This is a genomic window from Buttiauxella brennerae ATCC 51605 (assembly GCF_001654925.1).
GTDB lineage: Bacteria > Pseudomonadota > Gammaproteobacteria > Enterobacterales > Enterobacteriaceae > Buttiauxella > Buttiauxella brennerae.
This window is the reverse complement of the sequence record NZ_LXER01000022.1, coordinates 47,717-72,841: the sequence shown is the minus strand read 5'-3', so window position 1 is coordinate 72,841 and position 25,125 is coordinate 47,717. Positions and strand designations below refer to the sequence as shown.

The 25,125-nt window shown below is 51.8% G+C and carries 23 protein-coding genes; 19 read left to right on the top strand and 4 right to left on the bottom strand.

Features of this window, described 5'->3' with window-relative positions; all coding sequences use genetic code 11:
* Nucleotides 1–151: 151 nt before the first annotated feature.
* From aegA to M975_RS13480, 8 genes are all read left to right on the top strand, one after another.
* Complete coding sequence (gene aegA, locus M975_RS13515; RefSeq protein ID WP_064560217.1) at nt 152–2,149, top strand: formate-dependent uric acid utilization protein AegA; 1,998 nt, start codon at nt 152–154, stop codon at nt 2,147–2,149.
* Nucleotides 2,150–2,378: 229 nt separating this feature from the next.
* A complete protein-coding gene (napF, locus tag M975_RS13510) occupies nt 2,379–2,870 on the top strand; it encodes a ferredoxin-type protein NapF (protein ID WP_064560215.1) in 492 nt (163 codons plus the stop codon).
* Nucleotides 2,860–3,123 (top strand): chaperone NapD, encoded by a 264-nt coding sequence (gene napD / locus M975_RS13505; RefSeq protein ID WP_064560213.1) that lies wholly within the window; start codon nt 2,860–2,862, stop codon nt 3,121–3,123. Before napF ends, napD begins: the two co-directional genes overlap by 11 nt.
* Entirely contained in the window at nt 3,120–5,606 is a 2,487-nt protein-coding gene (gene napA / locus M975_RS13500) for a nitrate reductase catalytic subunit NapA (RefSeq protein WP_064560211.1), read from the top strand. The genes napD and napA overlap by 4 nt, the downstream gene beginning before the upstream one ends.
* Before the next feature lie 13 nt (nt 5,607–5,619).
* Nucleotides 5,620–6,069, top strand: coding sequence for a nitrate reductase cytochrome c-type subunit (gene napB, locus M975_RS13495; RefSeq protein ID WP_064560208.1), 450 nt, complete (start codon nt 5,620–5,622; stop codon nt 6,067–6,069).
* Nucleotides 6,070–6,077: 8 nt separating this feature from the next.
* Nucleotides 6,078–6,680, top strand: a complete 603-nt coding sequence (napC, locus tag M975_RS13490) for a cytochrome c-type protein NapC (RefSeq protein ID WP_064560206.1) — start codon at nt 6,078–6,080, stop codon at nt 6,678–6,680.
* Between the two features lie 203 nt (nt 6,681–6,883).
* On the top strand, nt 6,884–7,459 hold the full coding sequence (nudK, locus tag M975_RS13485) for a GDP-mannose pyrophosphatase NudK (protein ID WP_064560204.1): 576 nt from the start codon (nt 6,884–6,886) through the stop codon (nt 7,457–7,459).
* Between the two features lie 272 nt (nt 7,460–7,731).
* A complete protein-coding gene (locus M975_RS13480; RefSeq protein ID WP_064560202.1) occupies nt 7,732–8,775 on the top strand; it encodes a DUF1176 domain-containing protein in 1,044 nt (347 codons plus the stop codon).
* A gap of 143 nt (nt 8,776–8,918) precedes the next feature.
* Here M975_RS13480 and tkt read toward each other — a convergent pair whose 3' ends face one another.
* Together tkt and tal are read right to left on the bottom strand one after the other, a co-directional pair.
* Nucleotides 8,919–10,916 (bottom strand): transketolase, encoded by a 1,998-nt coding sequence (tkt, locus tag M975_RS13475; protein ID WP_064560199.1) that lies wholly within the window; start codon nt 10,914–10,916, stop codon nt 8,919–8,921.
* 21 nt (nt 10,917–10,937) lie between these two features.
* The gene (tal, locus tag M975_RS13470) at nt 10,938–11,888 is read right to left on the bottom strand and encodes a transaldolase (protein WP_064560197.1); all 951 of its coding nucleotides are present in this window, start codon (nt 11,886–11,888) and stop codon (nt 10,938–10,940) included.
* A 260-nt stretch (nt 11,889–12,148) separates the two neighbouring features.
* Here tal and maeB point away from each other — a divergent pair, with 260 nt between their 5' ends.
* Entirely contained in the window at nt 12,149–14,428 is a 2,280-nt protein-coding gene (gene maeB / locus M975_RS13465; protein ID WP_064560195.1) for an NADP-dependent oxaloacetate-decarboxylating malate dehydrogenase, read from the top strand.
* Between the two features lies 1 nt (nt 14,429).
* Here the strand turns inward: maeB and hemF are convergent, their stop codons facing one another.
* Nucleotides 14,430–15,335: an oxygen-dependent coproporphyrinogen oxidase gene (gene hemF, locus M975_RS13460; protein ID WP_064560193.1), complete on the bottom strand. Its 906-nt coding sequence runs from the start codon at nt 15,333–15,335 to the stop codon at nt 14,430–14,432.
* Between the two features lie 5 nt (nt 15,336–15,340).
* The gene (gene amiA / locus M975_RS13455; RefSeq protein WP_064560389.1) at nt 15,341–16,213 is read right to left on the bottom strand and encodes an N-acetylmuramoyl-L-alanine amidase AmiA; all 873 of its coding nucleotides are present in this window, start codon (nt 16,211–16,213) and stop codon (nt 15,341–15,343) included.
* A gap of 206 nt (nt 16,214–16,419) precedes the next feature.
* Here amiA and M975_RS13450 point away from each other — a divergent pair, with 206 nt between their 5' ends.
* The 10 genes from M975_RS13450 (at nt 16,420) to M975_RS13405 (ending at nt 25,097) form a co-directional block, all read left to right on the top strand.
* Nucleotides 16,420–16,845 carry a GNAT family acetyltransferase gene (locus M975_RS13450; protein WP_064560191.1) on the top strand — a complete coding sequence of 142 codons (426 nt, stop codon included), beginning with the start codon at nt 16,420–16,422 and terminating at the stop codon, nt 16,843–16,845.
* Complete coding sequence (locus M975_RS13445; RefSeq protein WP_064560189.1) at nt 16,845–17,291, top strand: DUF2919 domain-containing protein; 447 nt, start codon at nt 16,845–16,847, stop codon at nt 17,289–17,291. The genes M975_RS13450 and M975_RS13445 overlap by 1 nt, the downstream gene beginning before the upstream one ends.
* A gap of 64 nt (nt 17,292–17,355) precedes the next feature.
* A complete protein-coding gene (locus tag M975_RS13440) occupies nt 17,356–17,931 on the top strand; it encodes an RpoE-regulated lipoprotein (RefSeq protein WP_064560187.1) in 576 nt (191 codons plus the stop codon).
* A 101-nt stretch (nt 17,932–18,032) separates the two neighbouring features.
* Entirely contained in the window at nt 18,033–18,932 is a 900-nt protein-coding gene (locus M975_RS13435; RefSeq protein WP_064560185.1) for a Dyp-type peroxidase, read from the top strand.
* Between the two features lie 297 nt (nt 18,933–19,229).
* On the top strand, nt 19,230–20,246 hold the full coding sequence (locus M975_RS13430; protein ID WP_064560183.1) for a sulfate ABC transporter substrate-binding protein: 1,017 nt from the start codon (nt 19,230–19,232) through the stop codon (nt 20,244–20,246).
* Complete coding sequence (cysT, locus tag M975_RS13425; RefSeq protein WP_064512920.1) at nt 20,246–21,079, top strand: sulfate/thiosulfate ABC transporter permease CysT; 834 nt, start codon at nt 20,246–20,248, stop codon at nt 21,077–21,079. The genes M975_RS13430 and cysT overlap by 1 nt, the downstream gene beginning before the upstream one ends.
* Nucleotides 21,079–21,954: a sulfate/thiosulfate ABC transporter permease CysW gene (cysW, locus tag M975_RS13420; protein WP_064512918.1), complete on the top strand. Its 876-nt coding sequence runs from the start codon at nt 21,079–21,081 to the stop codon at nt 21,952–21,954. The genes cysT and cysW overlap by 1 nt, the downstream gene beginning before the upstream one ends.
* Nucleotides 21,944–23,044 carry a sulfate/thiosulfate ABC transporter ATP-binding protein CysA gene (gene cysA, locus M975_RS13415; protein WP_064560181.1) on the top strand — a complete coding sequence of 367 codons (1,101 nt, stop codon included), beginning with the start codon at nt 21,944–21,946 and terminating at the stop codon, nt 23,042–23,044. The genes cysW and cysA overlap by 11 nt, the downstream gene beginning before the upstream one ends.
* Nucleotides 23,045–23,115: 71 nt before the next feature.
* Nucleotides 23,116–24,027, top strand: a complete 912-nt coding sequence (cysM, locus tag M975_RS13410; protein WP_064560179.1) for a cysteine synthase CysM — start codon at nt 23,116–23,118, stop codon at nt 24,025–24,027.
* A 212-nt stretch (nt 24,028–24,239) separates the two neighbouring features.
* Nucleotides 24,240–25,097: a helix-turn-helix domain-containing protein gene (locus tag M975_RS13405; RefSeq protein WP_064560177.1), complete on the top strand. Its 858-nt coding sequence runs from the start codon at nt 24,240–24,242 to the stop codon at nt 25,095–25,097.
* Nucleotides 25,098–25,125 lie beyond the last annotated feature (28 nt).

The window sequence follows — 25,125 nt, the reverse complement described above, 5'->3', positions numbered from 1 at the left end:
AACACGAAAAGAAATTGATCCTTACCAGGTTATTAGCAGATTTCAATGCAAACTGGGCAAATGACCATTGCCAGCGCAGACATCCCCAGGTAATAACATACCCCCATAAAAAATAAGCCTCCTGTTTTTGATAACAGGCAAAGGGGTAATAGTGAATCGTTTTGTTCTTGCCAATGCACAGCTTTGTATAGGGTGTCATGCTTGTGAAATCGCCTGCGTGATGGCCCACAATGACGAACAACATGTCCTGACCACACAACAATTTCAGCCACGCATTACGGTGATTAAACATGAAGGTCGTCGCAATGCGGTGACGTGCCGTCATTGCGAAGATGCGCCGTGCGCCAGCAGTTGCCCCAATGAAGCCATTTCCCGCCTTAATGATAGTGTGCAGGTGAATCAGCAAAAATGCATTGGCTGTAAATCCTGCGTGGTAGCGTGCCCGTTTGGTGCGATGCAGGTTCTCACGACGCCAATGAATGACGGGCGCTCCGTTAAAGCCAATGCCCATAAATGTGATTTATGCCATGAGCGTAAAAACGGCCCGGCGTGCGTGGAAAATTGCCCCAGTAAGGCACTCAAGTTAATCAACAGTGAGACACTGGCCGCACTCGCAAAAGCCCGGCGTTTACGTTCGGCGGCGCAGGAATCACAGCCGTGGCACAGCACTGCTCAGCAAATGGCGCAACAGCAGTCACTGAGTGGCGACTTAAGCAAAGTGACCAAAATGCGTGCCACGCCGGCACGGCAGGACCCGGACAAAATTGACCTGGCCTTGCGCAAAACCGGCTTCGACGAAATCTATCTCACTTTTGATAAAAACCAGGCTGAAAGCCAGGCCGATCGCTGCATGAAATGTGGCGAACACAGTATTTGTGAGTGGAGTTGCCCGCTGCACAACCATATTCCGCACTGGATTGAACTGGTCAAAGAAGGGCGCATTCTGGAAGCAGTGGAGCTTTCGCACCAGACAAACTGCCTGCCGGAAGTGACCGGGCGCGTCTGTCCGCAGGATCGTTTATGTGAAAGTGCCTGTACGCTGAAAGACGAATACGGCGCTGTCACCATCGGCAATATCGAACGCTATATTTCCGATAACGCTTTTGCCAGCGGCTGGACGCCAGATCTTTCTTACGTTAAACCGACGGACCGCCGTGTCGCCGTGATTGGTGCCGGGCCTGCCGGGCTTGCCTGTGCCGATATTCTGGTGCGTAACGGTATTCATGCCACGGTGTTTGATCGCCATCCTGAAATCGGTGGACTGCTCACGTTTGGTATTCCGGCGTTCAAACTGGATAAATCGTTGTTAAGCCGACGCCGTGAAATCTTCAGCGCGATGGGTATTGAATTCAAATTAAATACCGAGATTGGCCGTGATATATCCCTGCAACAGGTGCTGGCCGATTTCGATGCAGTGTTTGTTGGCGTGGGGACGTATCGCTCCATGAAAGCGGGGCTGCCAAACGAAGATGCACCTGGCGTTTACGACGCGCTGCCGTTCCTGATTGCTAACACTAAACAGGTGATGGGTTTACCCGAGCTTGAAGATGAGCCGTATATCAACATGGCTGGCAAGCAGGTGGTGATACTCGGTGGCGGTGATACGGCGATGGATTGTGTTCGCACCTCTTTGCGCCATGGTGCGGAGCAAGTCACCTGCGCCTATCGCCGTGATGAAGCCAATATGCCAGGCTCGAAAAAAGAGGTCAAAAATGCGCGAGAAGAAGGGGCGCAGTTTGAGTTTAACGTTCAGCCACTCAATATTGAGCTTGATGACAGTGGGCGCGTGTTGGGGATCCGCATGTTGCGTACCCAAATGGGCGCACCTGACGAACAGGGCCGCCGCCGTCCGGAACCGATTGAAGGTTCTGAATTTATCATGCCAGCCGATGCGGTGATTATGGCGTTTGGCTTCCACCCACACGGCATGCCGTGGCTGGAAGAACACAACGTAAAGCTCGACAGTTGGGGGCGTATCATCGCAAGCGTTGAAGATAAATTACGTTACCAGACCAGCAACCCGAAAATCTTTGCTGGTGGTGACGCCGTACGAGGTGCTGACCTGGTAGTCACCGCGATGGCAGAAGGCCGCCACGCTGCGGCGGGGATCATGGAATATCTGAAAGTTCCGCCCCAACGTCTTAATTAGTCGTTAATTTCACCCCGTCTTATCGGCGGGGTGAGTGTTTGTTTTACAAACCGAATTTCTTTTTGATCCCACACCGGTATTTACCCCTAAAGGGTGATGCCTCTACTCCCCCTTTGTCACATAACGTATCACTCTATAAAAACCCGTAGAAAACTACGGAAATAACACAGATGTGTTTGCCGCTTTCTGCTCTGTGAAGGCTGGCATTTGTGATGCAAGGATGTGCCTTATGGCTGATTTTTCCCGACGTGGATTATTGACCGGGAGCTTTCGACGCTCCGCAACCGCTTTCCGCCCACCCTGGAGCGGAGATGAAAACCATTTCCTTGTGGATTGCACTCGCTGCGATGCCTGCCTGTCGGCCTGCGAAACCCGAGTATTAAAACGCGGCCAGGGCGGCTATCCCGAAATTAACTTCGACCATGGTGAATGCACCTTTTGTTACGCCTGCGCGCAAGCCTGCCCGGAACAACTCTTCCTGGCGCGTGATGTGTCCCCGTGGGAACACACGCTGTCGATTGGCGATAACTGTCTGGCCAAAAACAGCATCGAATGCCGTAGCTGCCAGGACTCCTGCGATACGCAGGCCCTTACATTTAAACCGTCTTTACTGGGTATCGCCCAACCTTCACTGAGTTATGCCGATTGCACCGCCTGTGGCGCGTGCATCGCAGGCTGCCCGGTATCCGCCATCACGATGAGGCACGTCAATGCACGCTAACTGGCACGTTGCAGGCCTAGTGGTCCAGGCTCACCCCCACAATATTCTCGCGGTAAGCCAGGCATTAAACACGCTACCCGGTAGCGAAGTCGCGGCAAGTGATGCCGAGCACGGGAAATTGGTTGTAGTTATGGAAGCAGAACGTAGTGACGTGCTGCTGAATCAAATTGAGTCAGCACGCAATATTGCGGGTGTGCTGGCGGTGTCGCTGGTTTATCACCAGCAGGATGAGCAAGGTGAGGAAACACCATGAAACTCAGTCGTCGTAGCTTTATGAAAGCGAACGCTATTGCAGCCGCGGCGGCCGCCGCTGGCCTTAGCGTTCCGAACGTTGCCCGTGCGGTAGTCGGGAAACAAGATGCCATTAAATGGGATAAAGCCCCGTGCCGTTTTTGCGGCACCGGTTGTGGCGTATTAGTCGGCACTCAGGACGGCCGTGTGGTAGCAAGTCAGGGCGACCCTGATGCACCGGTAAACCGTGGCCTGAACTGCATCAAAGGCTACTTCCTGCCAAAAATCATGTACGGAAAAGACCGACTCACGCAGCCGCTGTTGCGCATGAAAGACGGCCAGTTCGATAAAGAAGGCGAGTTCACTCCCATCACCTGGGATCAGGCCTTCGACATCATGGAACAAAAATTCAAGACCAGCCTGAAAGAGAAAGGGCCGGAAGCCGTTGGCATGTTCGGTTCCGGGCAATGGACGGTATGGGAAGGTTACGCCGCTTCTAAATTATTCAAAGCCGGGTTCCGCTCCAACAACCTCGACCCGAACGCACGTCACTGCATGGCTTCAGCTGTGGTCGGTTTTATGCGCACCTTCGGCATGGACGAACCAATGGGCTGCTATGACGATATCGAGCAGGCCGACGCGTTTGTGCTGTGGGGCTCGAACATGGCCGAGATGCACCCGGTTTTATGGTCGCGCATCACTAACCGCCGCCTGTCGAATGAAAAGGTTGAGGTTGCCGTTCTTTCTACCTTCCAGCATCGTAGTTTCGAGCTGGCAGATAACGGCATGGTGTTTACACCGCAAACCGACCTGGCGATTCTGAACTACATCGCCAATTACATTATTCAGAACAACGCGATAAACGAATCCTTCTTTAAGCAGCATGTGAATCTGCGTAAAGGCATGACGGATATTGGCTACGGTTTGCGACCGACACATCCTCTGGAAAAAGCAGCGAAAAACCCAGGTTCAGATGCCTCTGAGCCAATGAGTTTTGACGATTACAAAGCCTTTGTCGCCGAGTACACGCTGGAAAAAACCGCTGAAATGAGCGGTGTGCCGCAAGACCAGCTTGAAGCGCTGGCGAAGCTGTATGCTGATCCGAATAAGAAAGTGATCTCTTACTGGACGATGGGCTTTAACCAGCATTCGCGTGGCGTCTGGGCGAATAACCTCGTTTACAACATCCATTTGCTCACTGGCAAAATCTCCCAGCCGGGCTGCGGGCCATTCTCCTTAACCGGCCAGCCATCGGCGTGCGGTACGGCGCGTGAAGTCGGCACCTTCTCACACCGCCTGCCAGCAGACATGGTGGTGACGAACGAGAAGCACCGCCAAATCACCGAAAACATGTGGCAGCTACCAACAGGCACTATCCCGGCAAAAGTGGGTTTACATGCCGTGGCCCAGGACCGTGCACTGAAAGATGGCAAGCTCAACGTCTATTGGGTGATGTGTAACAACAACATGCAGGCCGGACCGAACATTACCGAAGAGCGTATGCCGGGCTGGCGCGACCCGCGCAACTTCGTGATTGTTTCCGATCCTTATCCAACGATCAGCGCATTAAGCGCGGATCTGATCCTGCCAACCGCAATGTGGGTGGAAAAAGAGGGCGCTTACGGTAATGCCGAACGCCGCACCCAGTTCTGGCGCCAGCAGGTCAAGGCACCGGGCGAGGCAAAATCCGATCTCTGGCAGCTCGTCCAGTTTGCGAAACGTTTCAAAGTTGAAGAAGTGTGGCCTGCTGAACTTGTCGATCAGAAACCTGAATACCGTGGCAAAACGCTGTTCGACGTGTTGTTTGCTAACTCCAACGTCAGCAAATTCCCGGTCACTGAACTGGCTGAAGGGCAGTTGAATGACGAATCCCACGAGTTAGGTTTCTACCTGCAAAAAGGGTTGTTCGAGGAGTACGCCGCATTTGGCCGTGGCCACGGGCACGATCTCGCGCCATTTGATGATTACCACAAAGCACGCGGCCTGCGCTGGCCGGTGGTGGATGGCAAAGAGACGCTCTGGCGCTACAGCGAAGGGCATGACCCATATGTGAAAGCGGGTGAGGGCTTCAAGTTCTATGGCAAGCCAGATGGCAAAGCGGTGATTTTCGCGCTGCCATTTGAGCCTGCGGCTGAATCTCCGGACAAGGAATATGACCTGTGGTTGTCCACCGGACGCGTGCTGGAACACTGGCATACCGGCAGCATGACGCGCCGCGTGCCGGAACTGCATCGCGCCTTCCCGGAAGCCGTTTTGTTTATCCACCCGCTTGATGCTAAGGCACGTGATTTGCGCCGTGGCGACAAAGTGAAAGTGGTGTCACGCCGGGGTGAAGTGGTGTCGATTGTCGAAACGCGTGGCCGTAACAAGCCGCCGCAGGGGCTGGTGTACATGCCATTCTTCGATGCCGCGCAACTGGTGAATAACCTGACGCTCGACGCGACCGATCCGCTTTCGAAAGAGACGGATTATAAGAAATGCGCTGTAAAACTGGCGAAGGTGTAAGGGGGATTAAATCATGAAAAAAACCATCCTGACTAAGACGTTATTTCAATGGGTTGCGGCATTTACGTTGTTGGTAAGTGGTGTGTTGTGGGCGGCAAACGGCGTTGACCTGACGCAATCACCTGAAGTTTCTGGTACGCCAGAAGGGTCAATCCATATGCCAAAACAGCAGGGGCGTATGGCGCTCAACTACGTGAACCAGCCGCCAATGATTCCCCATAGCGTTGATGGCTACCAGGTGAGTAAAAACACCAACCGTTGCCTGCAATGCCACGGCGTTGAACATTACCGTACTACAGGTGCGCCGCGCGTCAGCCCGACACACTTTATGGATAGCGACGGAAACGTGCTTTCTAATGTGGCACCGCGCCGTTACTTCTGCCTGCAATGCCATGTCCCTCAAACCGATGCGGCACCGATTGTCGAAAACACATTCACGCCGTCTAAAGGTTTTGGGAACTAGAGGTCATTATGGATAAATCAACCCGTAAACCCGGCATCATCAAGCGCATTTGGCAGTGGTGGCGTCGCCCGAGCCGCCTGGCGCTGGGCACGTTATTGCTGATTGGTTTCGCTGGTGGGATTATTTTCTGGGGCGGCTTTAACACCGGCATGGAGATGACCAACCGCGAAGAGTTTTGTATCGGTTGCCATGAAATGCGTGCCAACGTCTACGAAGAATATATGCAGACGGTGCACTACAACAACCGCAGCGGCGTGCGGGCGACCTGCCCGGACTGCCACGTCCCGCATGAGTGGGGGCCTAAAATTATCCGTAAAATTCAGGCCAGCAAAGAGTTGTATGCCAAAGCATTTGGCTTAATCGACACGCCACAAAAGTTTGATGACCATCGCCTGGCGATGGCGCAAAACGAGTGGCGAAGGATGAAAAACAACAATTCGCAAGAGTGCCGAAATTGCCACAACTTTGACTATATGGATTTCACCGCCCAGAAAACCGTGGCGGCAAAAATGCATGATAAAGCAGTCAAAGACGGGCAGACCTGCGTGGATTGCCACAAAGGGATTGCGCATAAGTTGCCCGACATGAGCGAAGTAAAAAACGGTTTTTGATTACCCGTCATACTTCGAGTTGCAGGTGTGTTGGCTGCACCCGTGCGCCCCAGTCACATAGTTATCTATGCTCCTGGGGACTTACGGCCTTGCCGCCTGCCTGCACCTCGAATTATTTAGGGTAATCTCGTTTCATAACCAGAAGACAAAAAGTATTTAGCGGAATATTATAATCGGCTCCCCTAACTCACTGTGGAGACGGTATGTCGATTAAAATCGAAGTCATCAAAGATAAAATCCTCTCAGATAATTATTTCATCCTGCGTAATATCACCTACGATCTATACCGTAACGAAGCCGAAGCTATTCGCCACAAACGTGAAGTCTATGACCGGGGAAACGGGGCAACCATGCTGCTGTACAACCGCGATAAAAAAACGGTCGTTTTGACACGTCAGTTCCGCGTGGCAACGTGGGTCAACGGCAACCCTGATGGCATGTTGATTGAAGCCTGTGCGGGTCTGCTGGATGCCGATGAACCGGAAGTGTGTGCCCGCAAAGAAGCTATCGAAGAAACCGGGTACGAAGTAGGGGAAGTCGAAAAAGTCTTTGAGCTTTATATGTCGCCAGGCGGCGTGACCGAGCTGATTCACTTCTACATGGCGGAATACAGCGACGCTCAGCGCGACAACGCCGGTGGCGGTATTGATGATGAAGATATCGACGTGCTGGAAATCCCCTTCCGACAAGCGCTGGAAATGGTAGCAAGTGGTGAAATTCGTGACGGAAAAACGGTAATCCTGTTACAACAGCTGCAATTACGCGGAATCATGAATTAAAAACATTGTTATTCAATGAATTACGGATAGGCGATTTTAAGTAAATCTATCCGATAAATCTGATTGAGTACAAACGTTAACCAGACGAAGATATCGCCACATTTTGTATACCCGTCATACTTCAAGTTGCCTCTTTGTTGGCTGCGCTCACTCACCCAGGTCACTTACTTATGTAAGCTCCCTGGGACTTGTTCCCTTGCCGCCGTGATGCAACTCGAATTATTTTGGGTATACGTGAAATTTTCTTCGTCTTCTCAGGATACGTGTCGCCAATGTCTCTGCGGATCAAATCGCTGTTTCTATTTTTAATCTTTATAGCGAGCTCCGTTTTCGCGGCACCTGCACAAAAATCTTTCTCCGACTGGCAAGTGACCTGCAATAACCAAAATTTTTGCGCCGCACGTAACACCGGGCTGCATAAAGGCCTGGTGATGACGCTGACCCGCAGTGCCGGTGCGCATACCGATGCAACCCTGAGAATCGATCTTGGCAACATGACCACCACGGAAGTTAAATCACCGCCGATCGCACAACAGATCTTGGTCGATGGTGAACCGCTGACGCTGGATTTAGCCAAATGGCAAGTGACGCCACACCATCTTAAAACCGGTGATGCCGATGCGATTAACAGCTTCCTTGATAAAGTTGTTAATGCCGGAGTGATTACGCTCGCGCAAGGGCCGGGGACCATCTCTCTGACCGGGCTTAAGGCGTCACTGTTGTTTATTGACAGCCAACAGCAGCGAGTCGGTAGCGAAACGGCATGGATCAAGAAAGGTGACGATCCACCGCTTAGCGTGCCACCCGCGCCAGCCCTGAAAGAAGTGGCATTGACAAACCCAACGCCGACGCCACTGACGCAAACCGAGCTAAATGACCTGCTGGATTATGGCTCCTGGCGCATGAACAACAGCCAGTGTTCATTAGATCCCGCTCGTCGTGAAGTTCGAGTTTTCGCCCTTAGCGATGATAAAGCGCTGCTGATGACAGGTTGTGAAGCAGGGGCCTATAACATTGTCGATCTCGCCTGGGTAGTCTCGCGCCAGAAACCTTTCGTGGCGCGGCAAATTCGCTTGAAGCTGCCCTTCACTCCAGGAAGCGGAAACACAGAACTTGAATTGATGAACGCGGGTTATGACGAAACGAACAAAGAGCTGACGACGCTTGCGAAAGGGCGTGGTATCGGGGATTGCGGTGTGGCGACACGCTGGCGTTTTGATGGCCAACGTTTTCGCCTGGTGCGTTACGCCGAAGAGCCGACGTGCGATGAGTGGAATAGCAATGCGTCGTGGCCGACGCTCTGGGTGACCAAGTAATCCCCGTCATACTTCAAGCTGCAGATGCGTTGGCTGCTTTCGTTCACCCCAGTCACTTACTTGTGTAAGCTCCTGGGGATTCACTCTTTTGCCGCCTTTCTGTAACTCGAATTATTTAGGGGATTCACAATATTTATTTTCGACTAAACACCCATAACCTTCTTCGCTTTTGCCACCACATTCTCGGTAGTAAAGCCAAAGAACGGGAACAGCTTATCGGCAGGTGCTGATTCCCCGTAAGTCGTCATGCCGACAATCGCCCCTTTCAGGCCGACATACTTGTACCAGTAATCCGCAATACCCGCTTCAACTGCCACTCGCGCAGCAATATCTGAAGGCAGCACCGATTCCCGATACGTTTCGTCCTGGGCATCAAAAATATCGGTTGAAGGCAGTGAAACTACGCGTACTTTATGCCCTTCGGCAGCTAGCTTATCTGCTGCAAGTACCGTGATTTCCATCTCCGAACCTGTGGCAATCAGAATCACATCCGGCGTACCGCCGCTGTCCTTCAGAATATAACCGCCGCGACTGATGGCGCTGACCTGCTCGGTCGTACGATCCATTTGTGCCAGGTTCTGGCGCGAAAGAATCAGCGCTGTTGGGCCGTTATGCCGCTCGATGGCTGTTTTCCATGCCACAGCCGCTTCAACCTGATCGCACGGGCGCCAGGTGCTGAAGTTCGGTGTCAGACGCAGGCTGGCAAGTTGTTCTACCGCCTGGTGCGTTGGGCCGTCTTCACCAAGGCCGATGGAGTCGTGGGTATAGACCATGATTTGTCGCGCTTTCATCAATGCCGCCATGCGCGCAGCGTTGCGGGCATATTCCACAAACATCAGGAAGGTCGCGGTATAGGGCACAAATCCGCCGTGATGGGCGATGCCATTGGCGATGGCCGTCATACCGAATTCGCGCACGCCGTAGTGAATGTAATTCCCGGCGAGATCCTCTTTGATGGATTTAGACTCTTTCCAGATGGTCAGGTTGCTGGGCGCTAAGTCAGCCGAGCCGCCGAGCAATTCAGGCAGACTTGGGCCATAGGCATTTAACGTGTTTTGCGAGGCCTTACGGGTGGCAATTTTCTCTGGGTTGGCCTGCAATTTTTCAATGTACTGCTGAGTGAGATCCTGCCAATCCTCCGGCATTTCACCGTGCATACGGCGGTTAAACTCAGCGGCAAGTTCTGGGTGAGCTTTGGCATAAGCGGCAAACTTATCGTTCCATGCCGTTTCTGCTTTCTCGCCTTTTTCTCTGGCATCCCAGGCCTGATAAATGTCTCTTGGGATCTCAAACGCCGGGTAGTTCCAGCCCAGTTGTTTACGCGCGAGGGCGACTTCCTGCTCGCCGAGTGCCGCGCCATGCGCCTCTTCTTTGCCCGCTTTATTTGGCGAGCCAAAACCAATGATGGTGCGACAGATAATCAGCGAAGGCTTATCTTTTACGCTTTGCGCTTCCTCAATCGCCTTCTTCACGGCTTGCGGGTCGTGGCCATCAATTTCATGCACCACATGCCAGTGATAAGCCTCAAAACGTTTGGCGGTGTCGTCGGTAAACCAGCCTTTGGTTTCGCCATCAATCGAAATGCCGTTGTGGTCATAGAAACCGATGAGTTTGCCAAGGCCGAGTGTTCCTGCCAGCGAACAAACTTCGTGGGAAATGCCTTCCATCAGGCAGCCATCCCCCATAAATACGTAGGTAAAGTGATCGACAATTTCATGGTCGGGGCGGTTAAATTGCGCCCCGAGTGTGCGTTCAGCAATGGCCATGCCGACCGCATTTGCCAGCCCCTGGCCAAGCGGCCCGGTGGTGGTTTCAACACCGGGGGTATAGCCAATTTCCGGGTGACCGGGCGTTTTGGAGTGAAGTTGACGGAAGTTTTTTAGCTCTTCCATCGGCAAGTCATACCCGCTCAGGTGCAACAGGCTGTAGAGCAGCATCGAGGCGTGACCATTAGAAAGAATAAATCGGTCGCGGTCAGCCCATGTGGGGTTAGTTGGGTTATGGTGCAGGAATTCATTCCATAACACTTCGGCAATATCTGCCATCCCCATCGGTGCGCCAGGGTGGCCCGAATTCGCTTTTTGTACCGCGTCCATACTCAGGGCACGAATGGCGTTAGCAAGCTCTTTACGAGATGACATGTTTCACTCCGTGGTTGTCGTTCACAATTTGGCGGCGAGTAAATCTTCCAGTTTTCGTTGATCAATGGCGAACAGGCGGATGCCCTCTGCCAATTTTTCTACAGCCATTGGGTCCTGATTATGTTCCCAACGGAAATCTGCCTCGCTGATAGGTTCCGGGCGGCGGAATCCCTGAGACAGCGGCACCAGTTTGCGCACTACCGGCTCTTCGCTTTCCTGCAACTGCTGCAGCAAGTTAGGGGCGATAGTCAGGCGGTCACAGCCTACCAGCGCAAGAATTTGTTCGGTGCGACGGAAGCTCGCGCCCATCACAATGGTGCTGTAGTTATGTTGCTTAAAGTAATCATAGATATTGCGCACCGATTTGACGCCGGGATCTTCTTCAACCACATACGGGTCCATCGGTTTACGTGCCTGATACCAGTCGTAGATGCGGCCCACAAACGGGGAGATGAGGAATACGCCTGCTTCGGCACAAGCTCGCGCCTGAGCAAAAGAGAACAGCAGCGTCAGGTTACAATCGATACCCTCTTTTTGCAGTTCTTCAGCGGCGCGGATCCCTTCCCATGTTGCGGCAAGTTTGATGAGCACGCGCGATTTATCAATGCCAAGCTCTTCATAGAGCCCAATCAAATGGCGGGCCTTAGCGATGCTTTTTTCTTTATCAAACGAGAGGCGGGCATCCACTTCTGTCGAGACGCGCCCTGGGATGCTTTTCAGAATTTCCGCACCGAAATTAACCGCCAGTTTGTCGCAGGCTTGCGCCACCTGGGCTTCTTGCGTTCCACCGCGCTGCTTACCGTAAGCAATGGCCTCATCAATCAGTGCTTCATAGTGCTCCAGGCCCGCAGCCTTCAGCAGTAGCGAGGGATTAGTGGTCGCGTCAATCGGCTGGTAATGACGGATAGATTCGATGTCACCGCTATCGGCAACAACGGTGGTGAATTTTTTGATGCTGTCTAGTTGATTCATGGCTATCTCCTTGATGTACAAAGCGTTACTTGAGTGCTCCATATCACTCGCGACGAAATTTCATCGTGGGCATAACTAAAAAGCATAGCAGACAGGCATGGTGTTGCTGAGAATCCCAGGTAACATAGTCACTATAATTACCTAACAAAATTGACGTTGTATGTTGATAGTATGGCAACGTTCAAAGTTTAGTTAGCGCGCAAGCGTGATACTACGTGACCTTACCGAGCCCATTCGAAAGAGTAAAAAGGAACGAAGAAATGGATGAACAACTAAGACAAAGTGCCCTCGATTTTCATGAATTCCCTGTTCCCGGAAAAATTCAGGTTTCGCCAACCAAACCGCTGGCTACTCAGCGTGACTTAGCACTGGCTTACTCTCCGGGCGTTGCGGCACCTTGTCTCGAAATCGAAAAAGACCCACTGGCGGCTTACAAATACACCGCGCGTGGCAACCTGGTCGGCGTTATTTCCAACGGCACTGCGGTGTTAGGGCTGGGAAATATCGGCGCACTGGCGGGCAAGCCGGTGATGGAAGGTAAGGGCGTTCTGTTTAAGAAATTCGCCGGTATCGACGTGTTCGATATCGAGGTGGATGAAATGGATCCCGATAAACTGATTGATGTGATTGCCTCTCTCGAACCTACTTTTGGCGGCATCAACCTGGAAGACATCAAAGCGCCAGAGTGTTTCTACATCGAGAAAAAGCTGCGTGAGCGCATGAACATTCCTGTGTTCCATGACGATCAGCACGGTACGGCCATCATTTGTACTGCGGCGGTGTTAAACGGCCTGCGCGTTGTTGAGAAGAATATCTCGGATGTGCGTTTGGTTGTTTCGGGTGCGGGTGCATCTGCTATCGCCTGTATGAACCTGCTGGTACAACTGGGGATCCAGAAACACAACATCGTGGTCTGTGACTCGAAAGGCGTTATCTACAAAGGCCGTGAAGAAAACATGGCGGAAACCAAAGCGGCTTACGCGGTGGACGATAACGGCAAACGTACGCTTGATGAAGTGATTGAAGGCGCTGATATCTTCCTCGGTTGTTCTGGCCCGAAAGCGATGAGCCAGGAGATGGTCAAGAAGATGGCGCGTGCGCCGCTGATTCTGGCGCTGGCGAACCCTGAGCCGGAAATCCTGCCACCACTGGCAAAAGAAGTGCGCCCGGATGCGATTATTTGTACCGGCCGCTCAGATTTCCCAAACCAGGTGAACAACGTGCTGTGTTTCCCGTTCATCTTCCGTGGCGCGCTCGATGTTGGTGCAACCGCGATTAACGAAGAGATGAAACTGGCCGCCGTTCACGCGATTGCAGAACTGGCTCACGCTGAGCAAAGCGATGTAGTGGCTTCTGCTTATGGCGAAGAAGAGCTGACGTTTGGCCCTGATTACCTGATTCCAAAGCCGTTCGACCCGCGTTTAATTGTGCAAATCGCACCAGCCGTTGCGAAAGCGGCGATGGATACCGGTGTGGCAACGCGCCCGATTAAAGATTTCGACGCTTACCGCGAAAAACTGACCGAGTTCGTCTACAAAACGAATCTGTTTATGAAGCCGATTTTCTCGCAGGCACGTAAAGATCCGAAGCGTGTGGTGCTGGCTGAAGGTGAAGAGGCGCGTGTGTTGCATGCGACTCAGGAACTGATTACGTTGGGCCTTGCGAAACCGATTCTGATTGGTCGCCCGGCGGTTATCGAAATGCGCCTGAAGAAACTTGGTCTGCAAATGCAGGCCGGGCGCGATTTTGAAATCGTGAACAACGAATCCGATCCGCGCTTCAAAGAGTACTGGAACGAGTACTACAACATCATGAAACGCCGCGGCATCACACAGGAGCAAGCGCAGCGTGCGGTGATCAGCAATACCACGGTTATCGGCGCAATTATGGTGCACCGTGGTGAAGCCGATGCCATGATTTGCGGCACGATTGGCGAGTATCACGAACACTTCAGCGTGCTGGAAAAACTGTTCGGCTACCGTGACGGCGTGAAAGCGGCGGGTGCGATGAATGCGCTGCTGCTACCAAGCGGCAACACCTTTATTGCTGACACCTATGTGAATGACGATCCGTCACCGGAAGAGCTGACTGAAATCACTTTGCTGGCAGCGGAAACAGTACGTCGCTTTGGTATCGAACCAAAAGTCGCACTGCTGTCGCATTCCAACTACGGTTCATCCGACTCGAAAGCGGCGTGCAAGATGCGTAAAACGCTGGAGATGGTGCGCGAGCGTGCGCCAGAACTGGAAATTGACGGTGAAATGCATGGTGATGCGGCGCTGGTGGAAAGCATCCGTAACGAGCGTATGCCAGACAGCCCACTGAAAGGTTCGGCGAATATCCTGATCATGCCGAACGTGGAAGCGGCACGTATTAGCTACAACTTGTTGCGTGTTTCCAGCTCCGAAGGGGTGACAGTCGGACCAGTATTGATGGGCGTGGCAAAACCGGTGCATGTGTTAACACCGATTGCGTCTGTTCGTCGTATTGTGAATATGGTGGCGCTGGCAGTGGTTGAGGCGCAGACCGTTCCGCTGTGATTTAAACCCAATCCTTAACCGGCAAGAAATCTCGATACAAGGCAGCCTCAGGGCTGCCTTCTTTTGGCTCGAAGTTATACTCCCAGCGAACCAGTGGCGGCATCGACATTAAAATCGACTCGGTACGCCCGCCGGTCTGCAAGCCAAACAGCGTCCCGCGATCCCACACCAGGTTAAATTCCACATAACGGCCCCGGCGATAAAGCTGGAAGTCGCGCTCGCGCTCGCCCCAGGTAATGGCTTTACGGCGCTCTACAATCGGCAGGTACGCATCCAGATAACCGTTGCCCACTGCTTGCATAAAGCTAAAGCAATGGTCGAAATCCGGCGAATTGAGGTCGTCAAAGAACAAGCCACCAATACCGCGTTGCTCGTTGCGATGCTTAATAAAGAAATAATCGTCACACCACTTTTTGTAACGCGGAAATACGTCATCGCCAAACGGCTGGCACAAGTCATGTGCGGTTTTGTGCCAGTGAATGGCGTCTTCTTCAAAACCGTAAAATGGCGTTAAGTCAAAACCGCCGCCAAACCACCAAACAGGATCACAGCCCGGTTTTTCAGCAATGAAAAAACGCACGTTGGCATGGCTGGTGGGAATGTACGGATTGAGTGGATGCACGACTAACGACACGCCCATTGCTTCAAAGCTGCGCCCGGCAAGTTCCGGGCGATGAGCCGTTGCTGATGCAGGCATCGCATCGCCATGAACGTGGGAGAAGTTAACCCCCGCTTGCTCAAAGATATTCCCACCGCGCAACACCCGACTGCGCCCGCCACCGCCGCCTTCGCGCTGCCAGCTGTCTTCTTCAAATGCAGCGCCATCAATATTGCTCAGTTGCTGGCAAATGGTGTCCTGCAATTGCAGCAGGAATTGTTTTACGGCTTGAATATCAGGCAAGTTCATAGGGTTCAACGTTTCTTACTGTGGGCTTTTTGGTTATCAAACCAATGGAAGTAGCTAATGATGCCGGAGGCAATCGCATTAGCAATTTTCTGGCGAAACGCGGGAGTGCCTAATAACTTCTCTTCACCAGGGTTGGTGATGAATGAAGTCTCAACCAGCACAGACGGAATCGAGGGTGATTTCAGTACCACAAACGCCGCTTGTTCGGTATTGCGGCTGTGCAGTTTGTGCACGGGCTTTATCTGTTTAAGGATATGCGAGCCGAGCGTAAGGCTGTTTTTGATGGTGTCGGTTTGCACCAGGTCGAACAGAACCTGTTGCAGGTACTGATCTTTATGTTTGACCTTGCTGCCCGCGACATCATCGGCGGCGTTTTCTTTATCAGAAAGGTATTTTGCCATTGCACTACTGGCACCGCGATTGGAAAGGGCAAACACCGACGCACCGGCAGCAGACGGGTTGGTAAAACCATCGGCATGAATCGACATAAAGAGATCGGCCCCGTGTTTGTGGGCGATTTCTACGCGATCATACAGCGGGATAAATTCATCGCTGGTACGTGTGAGTTTGGCCTCTATCCCATTGCTTTTAAGGATGTTTCGTACATTTTTAGCAATGGCCAGTACGACATGTTTCTCTTTAGAACCATTATGACCAATTGCGCCGGTATCTATACCGCCGTGGCCTGGGTCGAGCATCACTACCCGACGGCCACCCGATTTTTTAGTCGGTTTGCTGTGGTTAGTGGTGGTTTTAAGAGGTTTCGTCTCGGAGCTGGCCAAAGCCTTATTTACGCCCGTTAAAGTTAAAGCAGCCAACCCAGTAAGCAGTAACTGGCGGCGGGTAGTCAGATGCGTCAGTGATTTAATTTTGCTCATGCGGCTAATATTTTTATCTTTAAAATTGCAGATAGGCATTTATAGCGTATCGGCAAAGGGTAAACGACAAGCATTTGTGGGATTTTCATTACCAAAAATGAATGAGTGGCTAGTATGTCATTTTTTGCCTCGTTTTGCGGCAGATATTGGCTAAACAGAAACTTAACGCCATAATCACTGTTTTAGACTTTCAGGTGGCTAATACCATGGAAATACGTGTTTTTCGCCAGGATGACTTCGAAGAAGTCATTACGCTTTGGGAACGTTGCGACTTACTGCGTCCATGGAACGATCCTGAAATGGACATTGAGCGCAAACTCAATCATGACGCGGATCTGTTCTTAGTCGCAGAAGTGGGCGGTGAGGTCGTTGGCTCGCTGATGGGCGGATATGACGGCCACCGGGGTTCAGCTTATTACCTCGGCGTTCACCCGGAATTCCGTGGTCGCGGCATCGCCAATGCGCTGCTTAGCCGACTGGAAAAGAAGCTTATCGCGCGTGGCTGCCCAAAAATCCAAATCATGGTGCGTGAAGAAAACGACCTGGTGATTGGCATGTATGAGCGGCTCGAGTATGAGCAGCAAGATGTCATTTTGCTCGGTAAACGGCTGATTGAAGACCAGGAATATTAATGCCTGATCTGTATCCACCTGCGGATTACGATGCTCACGGTAATCTGAAAACACCTTTTTTGTTCTGGTGTACCCTTCTTTTGCAAGCGCGAACCTGGTTTGTCCTCGTGCTGGCGGCAGCATCCCGCCAACAAGGTGACGCCATCCTCGGCGTGTTTTATCCCGACCGCGATAATTTTTGGTTTGGGCTGCTACCGGGTGTCCCTGCCGCACTGGCATTTATGATCAGTGGCCGCCGCCATTTATACCCACGATTGTGGGCCGCCTGGCGCTGGGTATTGGTTGCCGCACAATGGGTGGTCCTTGGCTGGCAACTGCTGATGATCTGGCAGGGGGAAGAGCTGACTGGCGTGACGCTGGCGCTGTTAATTGCCGATATTTTTGCCTTGTGGTGGCTCATAACCAGCCGCCGTTTACGCGATTACTTCACTCTCAGCCAGGAATAACCTGGCACTTTTGGGAAAGTTTGCACTCCAAAGCGCGTATCCATGCTTAACAAAGGAATTTCTAATGAAAACACTGCGCCTGATGTTGTTAGGGTTGCCACTGGTATTGACGGGTTGTTCGACGCTTTCGTCCGTTAACTGGTCTGCGGCAAATCCGTGGAACTGGTTTGGTTCGTCGATTGAAGTCAGCGAAAAGGGCGTCGGGGAGCTAAATGCCAGCACGCCGATGGATGAAAAAGCAGTCAGCAGCGCATTGAATGATAACTACCGTTTACGCAGCGGCATGAAAACCGATAACGGTGAGATTGTTCGCTTCTTTGAAGCGATGGATGACAAAACCGTGATGGTCGTCGTCAACGGAGAAAAAGGTACTGTCGGCCGTGTTGATGTCATGGATAGCAACATCGAAACCGACAGCGGCGTGAAGATTGGCACTACCTTTAGCGACCTGTATGACAAAGCATTTGGCGCATGCGTCAAAGGGACGGGGGATGATAGCGAAGGTGTTGAATGCAAAGCTAAAGATAGCCAGCACATCAGCTACATTTTTAGCGGCGAATGGCATGGCGGGCAAGAGTTGATGCCGTCTGACGATACGCTCAAAACCTGGAAGATCAGCAAAATTATCTGGCGTCGATAAAAAGTCACCGCTGGCTTGCGCCTTCTCAAGAAGGGGGCGCCGGAATTAGGTATCATAGGATGATCAACGCCACGGTGAGTGGCGTGCATTTAGGAGGATTCATGTCTCGTGTTCAAACTGGCATTCTGCCAGAACATTGTCGCGCCGCCGTTTGGCTGGAAGCGAGTGTGCAGGGCGATTTCGACGCTATTCGCCAGGGCTGCAAAACCTTTAATCAGTCACTGAGTGCGCTTCAGGATAAATTCCCTGATGCGAATTTAGGTGCAGTGGTGGCATTTGGTTACGACCTGTGGCGCGATTTAAGCGGCGGTGTGGGTGCGACTGAGCTGAAAAATTTTGCTCCGTTAGGCAAAGGCCTGGCTCCTGCGACGCAGCATGACGTGATGATCCATATTCTTTCTTTGCGCCATGATGTGAATTTCTCTGTGGCTCAGGCAGCGCTTGCGGCCTTTGGCGATGCACTGAAGATTGAAGAAGAAATCCACGGTTTCCGCTGGGTTGAAGAGCGCGATCTGAGTGGTTTTGTTGATGGCACCGAAAACCCGCAGGGCGAAGAAACGCGCCGTGAAGTCGCGGTGATTAACGACGGTGTGGATGCAGGCGGCAGCTATGTGTTTGTCCAGCGTTGGGAGCATAATCTCAAGCAGCTTAACCGCATGAGCACCCAAGAGCAGGAAATGATCATTGGCCGTACTAAAGAGGCCAATGAAGAGATTGACGGTGATGAGCGCCCGGAAACATCTCACCTGACGCGTGTCGATTTGAAAGAAAACGGTAAAGGCCTGAAAATTGTGCGCCAGAGCCTGCCATACGGCACGGCGAGCGGTACCCACGGCCTGTACTTCATCGCTTATTGCGCCCGCTTGCATAACATTGAGCAGCAACTGCTGAGTATGTTTGGCGAAACCGACGGTAAACGTGACGGCATGCTGCGTTTCACTAAGCCAGTGACCGGTGGTTATTATTTCGCGCCGTCTTTAGACAAGCTTCTAAACCTGTAAGGGCTACCTTACTCGCCATTCTGGCACCGGGCAGTGCTCAAAATCCTCACGTACTTCATGTACGCTCCGGTTTTTGCGCGCTGGCCGTCGTCAGACTGCCTTCGCCGCTAACGCCCTACCTTTGGATACCTGAAATAATTAGACCCAACACAGCCGTAACTTGAGGGCTGACGGGTATATATCCCTTTCTTATTGCAAATCACCAAACGATATATAAAACCGTTACAGCTTTGACACTCGTTATAAATACACTGGTAACCATAAAGCTCGATCGTTATCACATTTATAAGGGTGCCAATGGCCATAACGTCCGTTAAAAAAGTCTGGAGCGCGATTGTTGTTTCTGCATTGCTGGCAGGTTCAGCTCATGCTACAGAACTGCTGAACAGCTCTTATGATGTGTCTCGCGAGCTGTTTGCCGCGCTCAATCCGGCCTTCCAGAAACAGTGGGCTGAGGAAAATAACGGCGACAAGCTGGTGATTAAACAATCTCATGCCGGGTCATCAAAACAAGCGCTGGCGATTTTGCAGGGCTTAAAAGCAGACGTTGTAACTTATAACCAGGTTTCTGATGTGCAGATCCTGCATGACAAAGGCAACCTGATTCCAGCCGACTGGCAGGCGCGTTTGCCAAATAACAGTTCGCCGTTCTATTCCACCATGGCGTTCCTGGTGCGCAAGGGCAACCCTAAAAATATTCACGACTGGAGCGACCTGGTTCGCCCGGACGTAAAACTGATTTTCCCTAACCCAAAAACTTCTGGTAACGCCCGTTACACCTACTTAGGTGCATGGGGTGCAGCCAACAAAGCTGACGGTGGCGATAAAGCCAAAACCGAACAGTTTATGACGCAGTTCCTGAAAAACGTTGAAGTGTTTGATACCGGCGGTCGCGGTGCAACCACCACTTTTGTTGAGCGTGGTTTGGGTGACGTGCTGATTAGCTTTGAGTCCGAAGTGAATAACATCAGTAAACAATACGAAAAAGACGGCTACGAAGTGGTTGTGCCAAAGGTCAATATTTTGGCTGAATTCCCGGTCGCCTGGGTCGATAAAAACGTCAAAGCCAACGGCACTGAAAAAGCAGCAAAAGAATATCTGAACTTCCTGTATAGCCCGGCGGCACAAACCATCATTACTGACTATTACTACCGTGTGAATAACCCGGAAGTGATGGCAAAACTGAAAGACAAATTCCCTCAGACTGAACTGTTCCGCGTGGAAGATGAGTTCGGTGGCTGGCCAGAAGCGATGAAAACCCACTTTGCCAGCGGCGGTGAGTTTGACCAGTTGCTCGGCAAGGGGCGTGAGTAATGTTTTCTGTTGCCTCCAAACGGGTGTTGCCAGGCTTTACCTTAAGCCTCGGCACCAGTTTGCTGTTTGTTTGCCTGATTTTACTACTGCCGTTAAGTGCGCTGGTAATGCAACTTTCCGAGATGACGCTGGCTCAGTATTGGGAAGTGATCACCAACCCGCAGGTGGTGGCGGCATATAAAGTCACGCTGCTGTCTGCGGGTGTGGCGTCTATCTTCAACGGTTTCTTTGGCATGTTGATGGCGTGGATCCTGACGCGCTACCAGTTTCCTGGCCGTAGCCTGCTTGATGCATTAATGGATTTACCCTTTGCTCTGCCCACTGCCGTAGCGGGTTTAACGCTTGCCGGGTTGTTTTCAGTCAACGGCTGGTACGGCGAATGGCTGGCGCAGTTTGGCATTAAAGTGACGTACACCTGGCTGGGTATCGCCGTGGCAATGGCATTTACCAGTATCCCGTTTGTAGTGCGCACCATTCAACCCGTGCTTGAAGAGCTCGGGCCAGAATACGAAGAAGCTGCGGAAACGCTGGGCGCGACGCGCTGGCAGAGTTTTCGCCGCGTGATTTTACCGGAGCTTTCTCCGGCGCTGATGGCGGGTGTAGCACTTTCATTCACCCGTAGCCTGGGTGAATTCGGCGCAGTAATTTTCATTGCCGGCAACATCGCCTGGAAGACCGAAGTCACCTCACTGATGATTTTCGTGCGTTTGCAGGAGTTTGATTACCCGGCAGCCAGTGCGATTGCCTCGGTAATTCTTGCCGCGTCACTGCTGCTACTGTTTACCATTAACACGTTGCAAAGTCGCTTTGGTCGGCGCGTGGTAGGTCACTGATGACGGACGTAACTGAATTGAAAAGCTATCGCCGTACTGGATTTAACTGGGGCAAATGGACGCTGATCGGCCTCGGCGTACTGATTTCGTTTTTGCTGCTGGTGGTGCCAGTGGCATCGATTTTCGCTCAGGCCTTCTCGAAAGGGCTGATGCCTGCGCTGCGCAATATTGTTGATCCGGATATGCTGCACGCCATCTGGCTCACCGTAATGATTGCGCTGATTACCGTGCCGGTGAACCTGGTGTTCGGTATTTTGCTGGCATGGCTGGTGACACGCTTTGATTTCCCAGGCCGCCAATTGTTACTGACGCTGCTGGATATTCCATTCGCGGTTTCACCCGTAGTTGCAGGCCTGGTTTATCTGCTGTTCTATGGTTCCAACGGTCCGCTGGCAGGCTTCATGGATGCGCATAACATCCAGATTATGTTCGCCTGGCCGGGTATGGTGCTGGTGACTATCTTCGTGACTTGCCCGTTTGTGGTGCGCGAACTTGTGCCGGTGATGTTGAGCCAGGGCAGCCAGGAAGACGAAGCAGCGATTTTGCTCGGCGCTTCGGGCTGGCAGATGTTCAGACGCGTCACATTACCCAATATCCGCTGGGCGCTGCTGTACGGCGTAGTGTTAACCAATGCCCGAGCGATTGGTGAGTTTGGTGCCGTGTCGGTGGTTTCCGGTTCTATCCGTGGTGAGACATTCTCACTGCCGTTACAGATTGAATTGCTACAGCAGGACTACAACACCGTTGGCTCGTTTACCGCCGCGGCGTTATTAACCCTGATGGCAATCGTTACGTTGTTCTTAAAGAGTGCGGTGCAGTGGCGTTTGAATAGCCAGGAAAAACGCCTGCAACAGGAGGGGAATCATGAGCATTGATATTACCAATATTAAGAAATCTTTTGGTCGCACCCAGGTGCTGAATGATATCTCGCTGGATATCCCTTCTGGCCAAATGGTGGCATTGCTGGGGCCGTCAGGTTCCGGTAAAACCACACTGCTGCGTATTATCGCGGGCCTTGAGCACCAGAACAGCGGGCGCATTAGTTTCCACGGCACCGATGTGAGCCGCATTCACGCGCGTGACCGCAAAGTGGGCTTCGTGTTCCAGCATTACGCACTGTTTCGCCATATGACGGTGTTCGACAACATCGCTTTTGGCCTGACGGTTCTGCCGCGCCGCGAACGTCCTTCTTCCACTGCGATTAAACAGAAAGTCACTCGTTTGCTGGAAATGGTGCAGTTATCCCATCTGGCAGATCGTTTCCCGGCACAGCTTTCCGGTGGGCAGAAGCAACGTGTGGCGTTGGCACGTGCGCTGGCGGTTGAACCGCAAATCCTGCTGCTTGATGAGCCATTCGGTGCGCTGGATGCACAGGTACGTAAAGAGTTGCGCCGCTGGTTGCGCCAGTTGCATGAAGAACTGAAATTCACCAGCGTATTCGTGACCCACGACCAGGAAGAAGCGATGGAAGTCGCGGACCGCGTGGTGGTCATGAGCCAGGGGAATATCGAGCAGGTTGATACACCGGAAGCAGTATGGCGCGAACCCGCGACTCGTTTCGTGCTGGAGTTCCTTGGCGAAGTGAACCGTATGAAAGGCGTTGTGCGCGGTAGCCAGTTCCATGTCGGTGCACACCGTTGGCCGCTTGGCTTTACACCTGCGCACCAGGGGCCTGTCGATTTGTTCTTACGCCCTTGGGAAGTCGATGTTAGCCGCCGTACAAATCTGGATTCGCCGCTACCAGTTCAGGTGCTGGAAATCAGCCCACGCGGGCATTACATGCAGTTGGTTGTGCAGCCGTTGGGCTGGTATGACGAACCGTTAACGGTTGTGCTGCGAGAAGACCATGTTCCTGTGCGTGGTGAGCGCCTGTTTGTCGGCCTGCAACATGCGCGCTTGTATGATGGGAAGGATCGAATCCAGCGAGTTTTTAATGGCCAGGTAGACCTGGCGCAGACTGCCTGATAAGTTTACCGCACAACACGACACGCAAAGGCGGCCCACGTGGCCGCTTTTCTTATTTTTTGGACAGGCAAGTGAACACCTTAGAAAGCACGATTGGCAATACGCCTCTGGTTAAATTGCAGCGCACCGGCCTTGATAACGGCAGTGAAATTTGGGTCAAGCTGGAAGGGAATAACCCGGCAGGCTCGGTTAAAGACAGAGCCGCACTTTCGATGATTGTGCGTGCCGAATCTCGTGGTGAAATTTCCCCAGGGGATACGCTGATTGAAGCGACCAGCGGCAATACCGGCATTGCTCTGGCGATGATTGCGGCACTGAAAGGCTATCACATGAAGCTTTTAATGCCGGACAACATGAGTATGGAACGCAAAGCGGCGATGCAGGCTTATGGCGCAGAATTGATTCTGGTGACCAAGGAGCAGGGCATGGAAGGCGCGCGTGAACTGGCTCGTTTGATGGATGAACGAGGCGAAGGCAAAGTTCTCGACCAGTTCAACAACCCTGATAATCCGTATGCGCATTACAGCACTACCGGGCCGGAGATCTGGCAGCAGACTCAGGGCCGTATTACTCATTTTGTTTCCAGTATGGGAACCACGGGTACAGTCACGGGCGTCAGCCAGTTTATGCGCGAACAAGACAAACCGGTTAAAATTGTTGGTTTACAGCCTGAAGATGGCAGCAGCATTCCGGGGATTCGCCGCTGGCCGGAAGAGTGGCTACCGAAGATTTTCAACCCTGCTTTGGTTGATGAAGTGATTGATATGTCGCAGGTCGAAGCTGAGAGAACGATGCGCAAACTTGCCCGTGAAGAGGGGATTTTCTGCGGCGTGAGTTCCGGCGGTGCAGTCGCGGGTGCATTGCGTGTGGCGCAGGCAAACCCTGGCGCTGTTGTCGTAGCAATTATCTGCGATCGTGGCGATCGTTATTTATCGACAGGCGTATTTGGTGAAGAGAGTTATTCGCAAGGCTCAGGAATTTAGTTTCAGCATGTTAATCGTGTAGGGTGATGAGCAACACCCTACAAAACCTTTTCCCCGCTACCATCCTTTCAAATCTTACTTATTCAGCAAAAATGATAGTAACGTCACGGCGACTTACGCTGTAGTGCCATTTTTGCATAATGACTTGTCATTAATATTAAGCTCTAATATCTCTATCACCACGATGTAATAAATAATTGGCAGGTGAATAGATGGAAATTAAGCAGCCAGAGGATTTTTTTCTTTCAGAGGCGCACGCCTTCTGTTTATTTATGTTGAATAATCAGGAAATGGCAGACGCACATGGTCATGATTTTGATGAATTGGTTATTGTGCGTAGCGGCAGTGGCTTCCATATTATTAATGATCAGGTAGAGTTGGTCTATGCTGGCGACTTCTTTTTTGTTTCGGCGAATGACACTCATTATTATGAATCAACCAATAACCTTTCACTTATTAACCTCTTATTTCATAAAGATCGGCATTTTAGATTTATACATAATATTGATGCATTGCTCGATGTAGTTAGACAAACAACCCGGCCATCAGCACGAGAACTTCTCTCTCTAACGGAAAGTGAACTGAATAAAATCGTCTGTCTTACGCAAGAGGTTACAGCCAGGCGTGATGATCATTTTGATGTGGTTTACTTTTCTGCCACAGAGGCTGCGATTCTGGAAATTATCTCCTTGTTGTGCAGCTGCATTGCTCGTCGGGGAGAAAGAAACCGTAACAATGATAGTAGCGGGCAAAAAATACTGAATTATGTTCGTCATAACTATTCCCGGCATATTAATTGGGATGCTTTATGCGAAGAGTGCGGCATGGCTAAACGCACCATGTTTCGTTTCTTTAAAGATATGACTGGTACTACACCTGAAAAATTTCAACAAATTTGTTGCTTGTTAAAGGCTCAGGAGCTTTTACGGACTACCGACCGGCCAATTAAAGAGGTGGCATTATTTTGCGGGTTTATTAACGCCTCGCGTTTAACTGATGTGTATAAAAAGAGATTCTCCCGTACTCCCTCGCAGGAAAGACATCTCAGCTTTTCAATTACAGATTCATAGCCGTATTTTCGTATTCATAAATTTTTGG

Excerpts from the sequence above, each read along its gene's own strand:
- napA (WP_064560211.1), top strand. The coding sequence starts at position 3,120 with ATGAAACTCAGTCGTCGTAGCTTTATGAAAGCGAACGCTATTGCAGCC.
- M975_RS13430 (WP_064560183.1), top strand. The coding sequence starts at position 19,230 with ATGGCCATAACGTCCGTTAAAAAAGTCTGGAGCGCGATTGTTGTTTCT.
- maeB (WP_064560195.1), top strand. The coding sequence starts at position 12,149 with ATGGATGAACAACTAAGACAAAGTGCCCTCGATTTTCATGAATTCCCT.
- cysT (WP_064512920.1), top strand. The coding sequence starts at position 20,246 with ATGTTTTCTGTTGCCTCCAAACGGGTGTTGCCAGGCTTTACCTTAAGC.
- M975_RS13450 (WP_064560191.1), top strand. The coding sequence starts at position 16,420 with ATGGAAATACGTGTTTTTCGCCAGGATGACTTCGAAGAAGTCATTACG.
- M975_RS13435 (WP_064560185.1), top strand. The coding sequence starts at position 18,033 with ATGTCTCGTGTTCAAACTGGCATTCTGCCAGAACATTGTCGCGCCGCC.
- tkt (WP_064560199.1), bottom strand. The coding sequence starts at position 10,916 with ATGTCATCTCGTAAAGAGCTTGCTAACGCCATTCGTGCCCTGAGTATG.
- hemF (WP_064560193.1), bottom strand. The coding sequence starts at position 15,335 with ATGAACTTGCCTGATATTCAAGCCGTAAAACAATTCCTGCTGCAATTG.
- nudK (WP_064560204.1), top strand. The coding sequence starts at position 6,884 with ATGTCGATTAAAATCGAAGTCATCAAAGATAAAATCCTCTCAGATAAT.
- napC (WP_064560206.1), top strand. The coding sequence starts at position 6,078 with ATGGATAAATCAACCCGTAAACCCGGCATCATCAAGCGCATTTGGCAG.
- napF (WP_064560215.1), top strand. The coding sequence starts at position 2,379 with ATGGCTGATTTTTCCCGACGTGGATTATTGACCGGGAGCTTTCGACGC.
- cysW (WP_064512918.1), top strand. The coding sequence starts at position 21,079 with ATGACGGACGTAACTGAATTGAAAAGCTATCGCCGTACTGGATTTAAC.
- M975_RS13480 (WP_064560202.1), top strand. The coding sequence starts at position 7,732 with ATGTCTCTGCGGATCAAATCGCTGTTTCTATTTTTAATCTTTATAGCG.
- napD (WP_064560213.1), top strand. The coding sequence starts at position 2,860 with ATGCACGCTAACTGGCACGTTGCAGGCCTAGTGGTCCAGGCTCACCCC.
- M975_RS13445 (WP_064560189.1), top strand. The coding sequence starts at position 16,845 with ATGCCTGATCTGTATCCACCTGCGGATTACGATGCTCACGGTAATCTG.
- tal (WP_064560197.1), bottom strand. The coding sequence starts at position 11,888 with ATGAATCAACTAGACAGCATCAAAAAATTCACCACCGTTGTTGCCGAT.
- M975_RS13405 (WP_064560177.1), top strand. The coding sequence starts at position 24,240 with ATGGAAATTAAGCAGCCAGAGGATTTTTTTCTTTCAGAGGCGCACGCC.
- amiA (WP_064560389.1), bottom strand. The coding sequence starts at position 16,213 with ATGAGCAAAATTAAATCACTGACGCATCTGACTACCCGCCGCCAGTTA.
- napB (WP_064560208.1), top strand. The coding sequence starts at position 5,620 with ATGAAAAAAACCATCCTGACTAAGACGTTATTTCAATGGGTTGCGGCA.
- cysA (WP_064560181.1), top strand. The coding sequence starts at position 21,944 with ATGAGCATTGATATTACCAATATTAAGAAATCTTTTGGTCGCACCCAG.
- M975_RS13440 (WP_064560187.1), top strand. The coding sequence starts at position 17,356 with ATGAAAACACTGCGCCTGATGTTGTTAGGGTTGCCACTGGTATTGACG.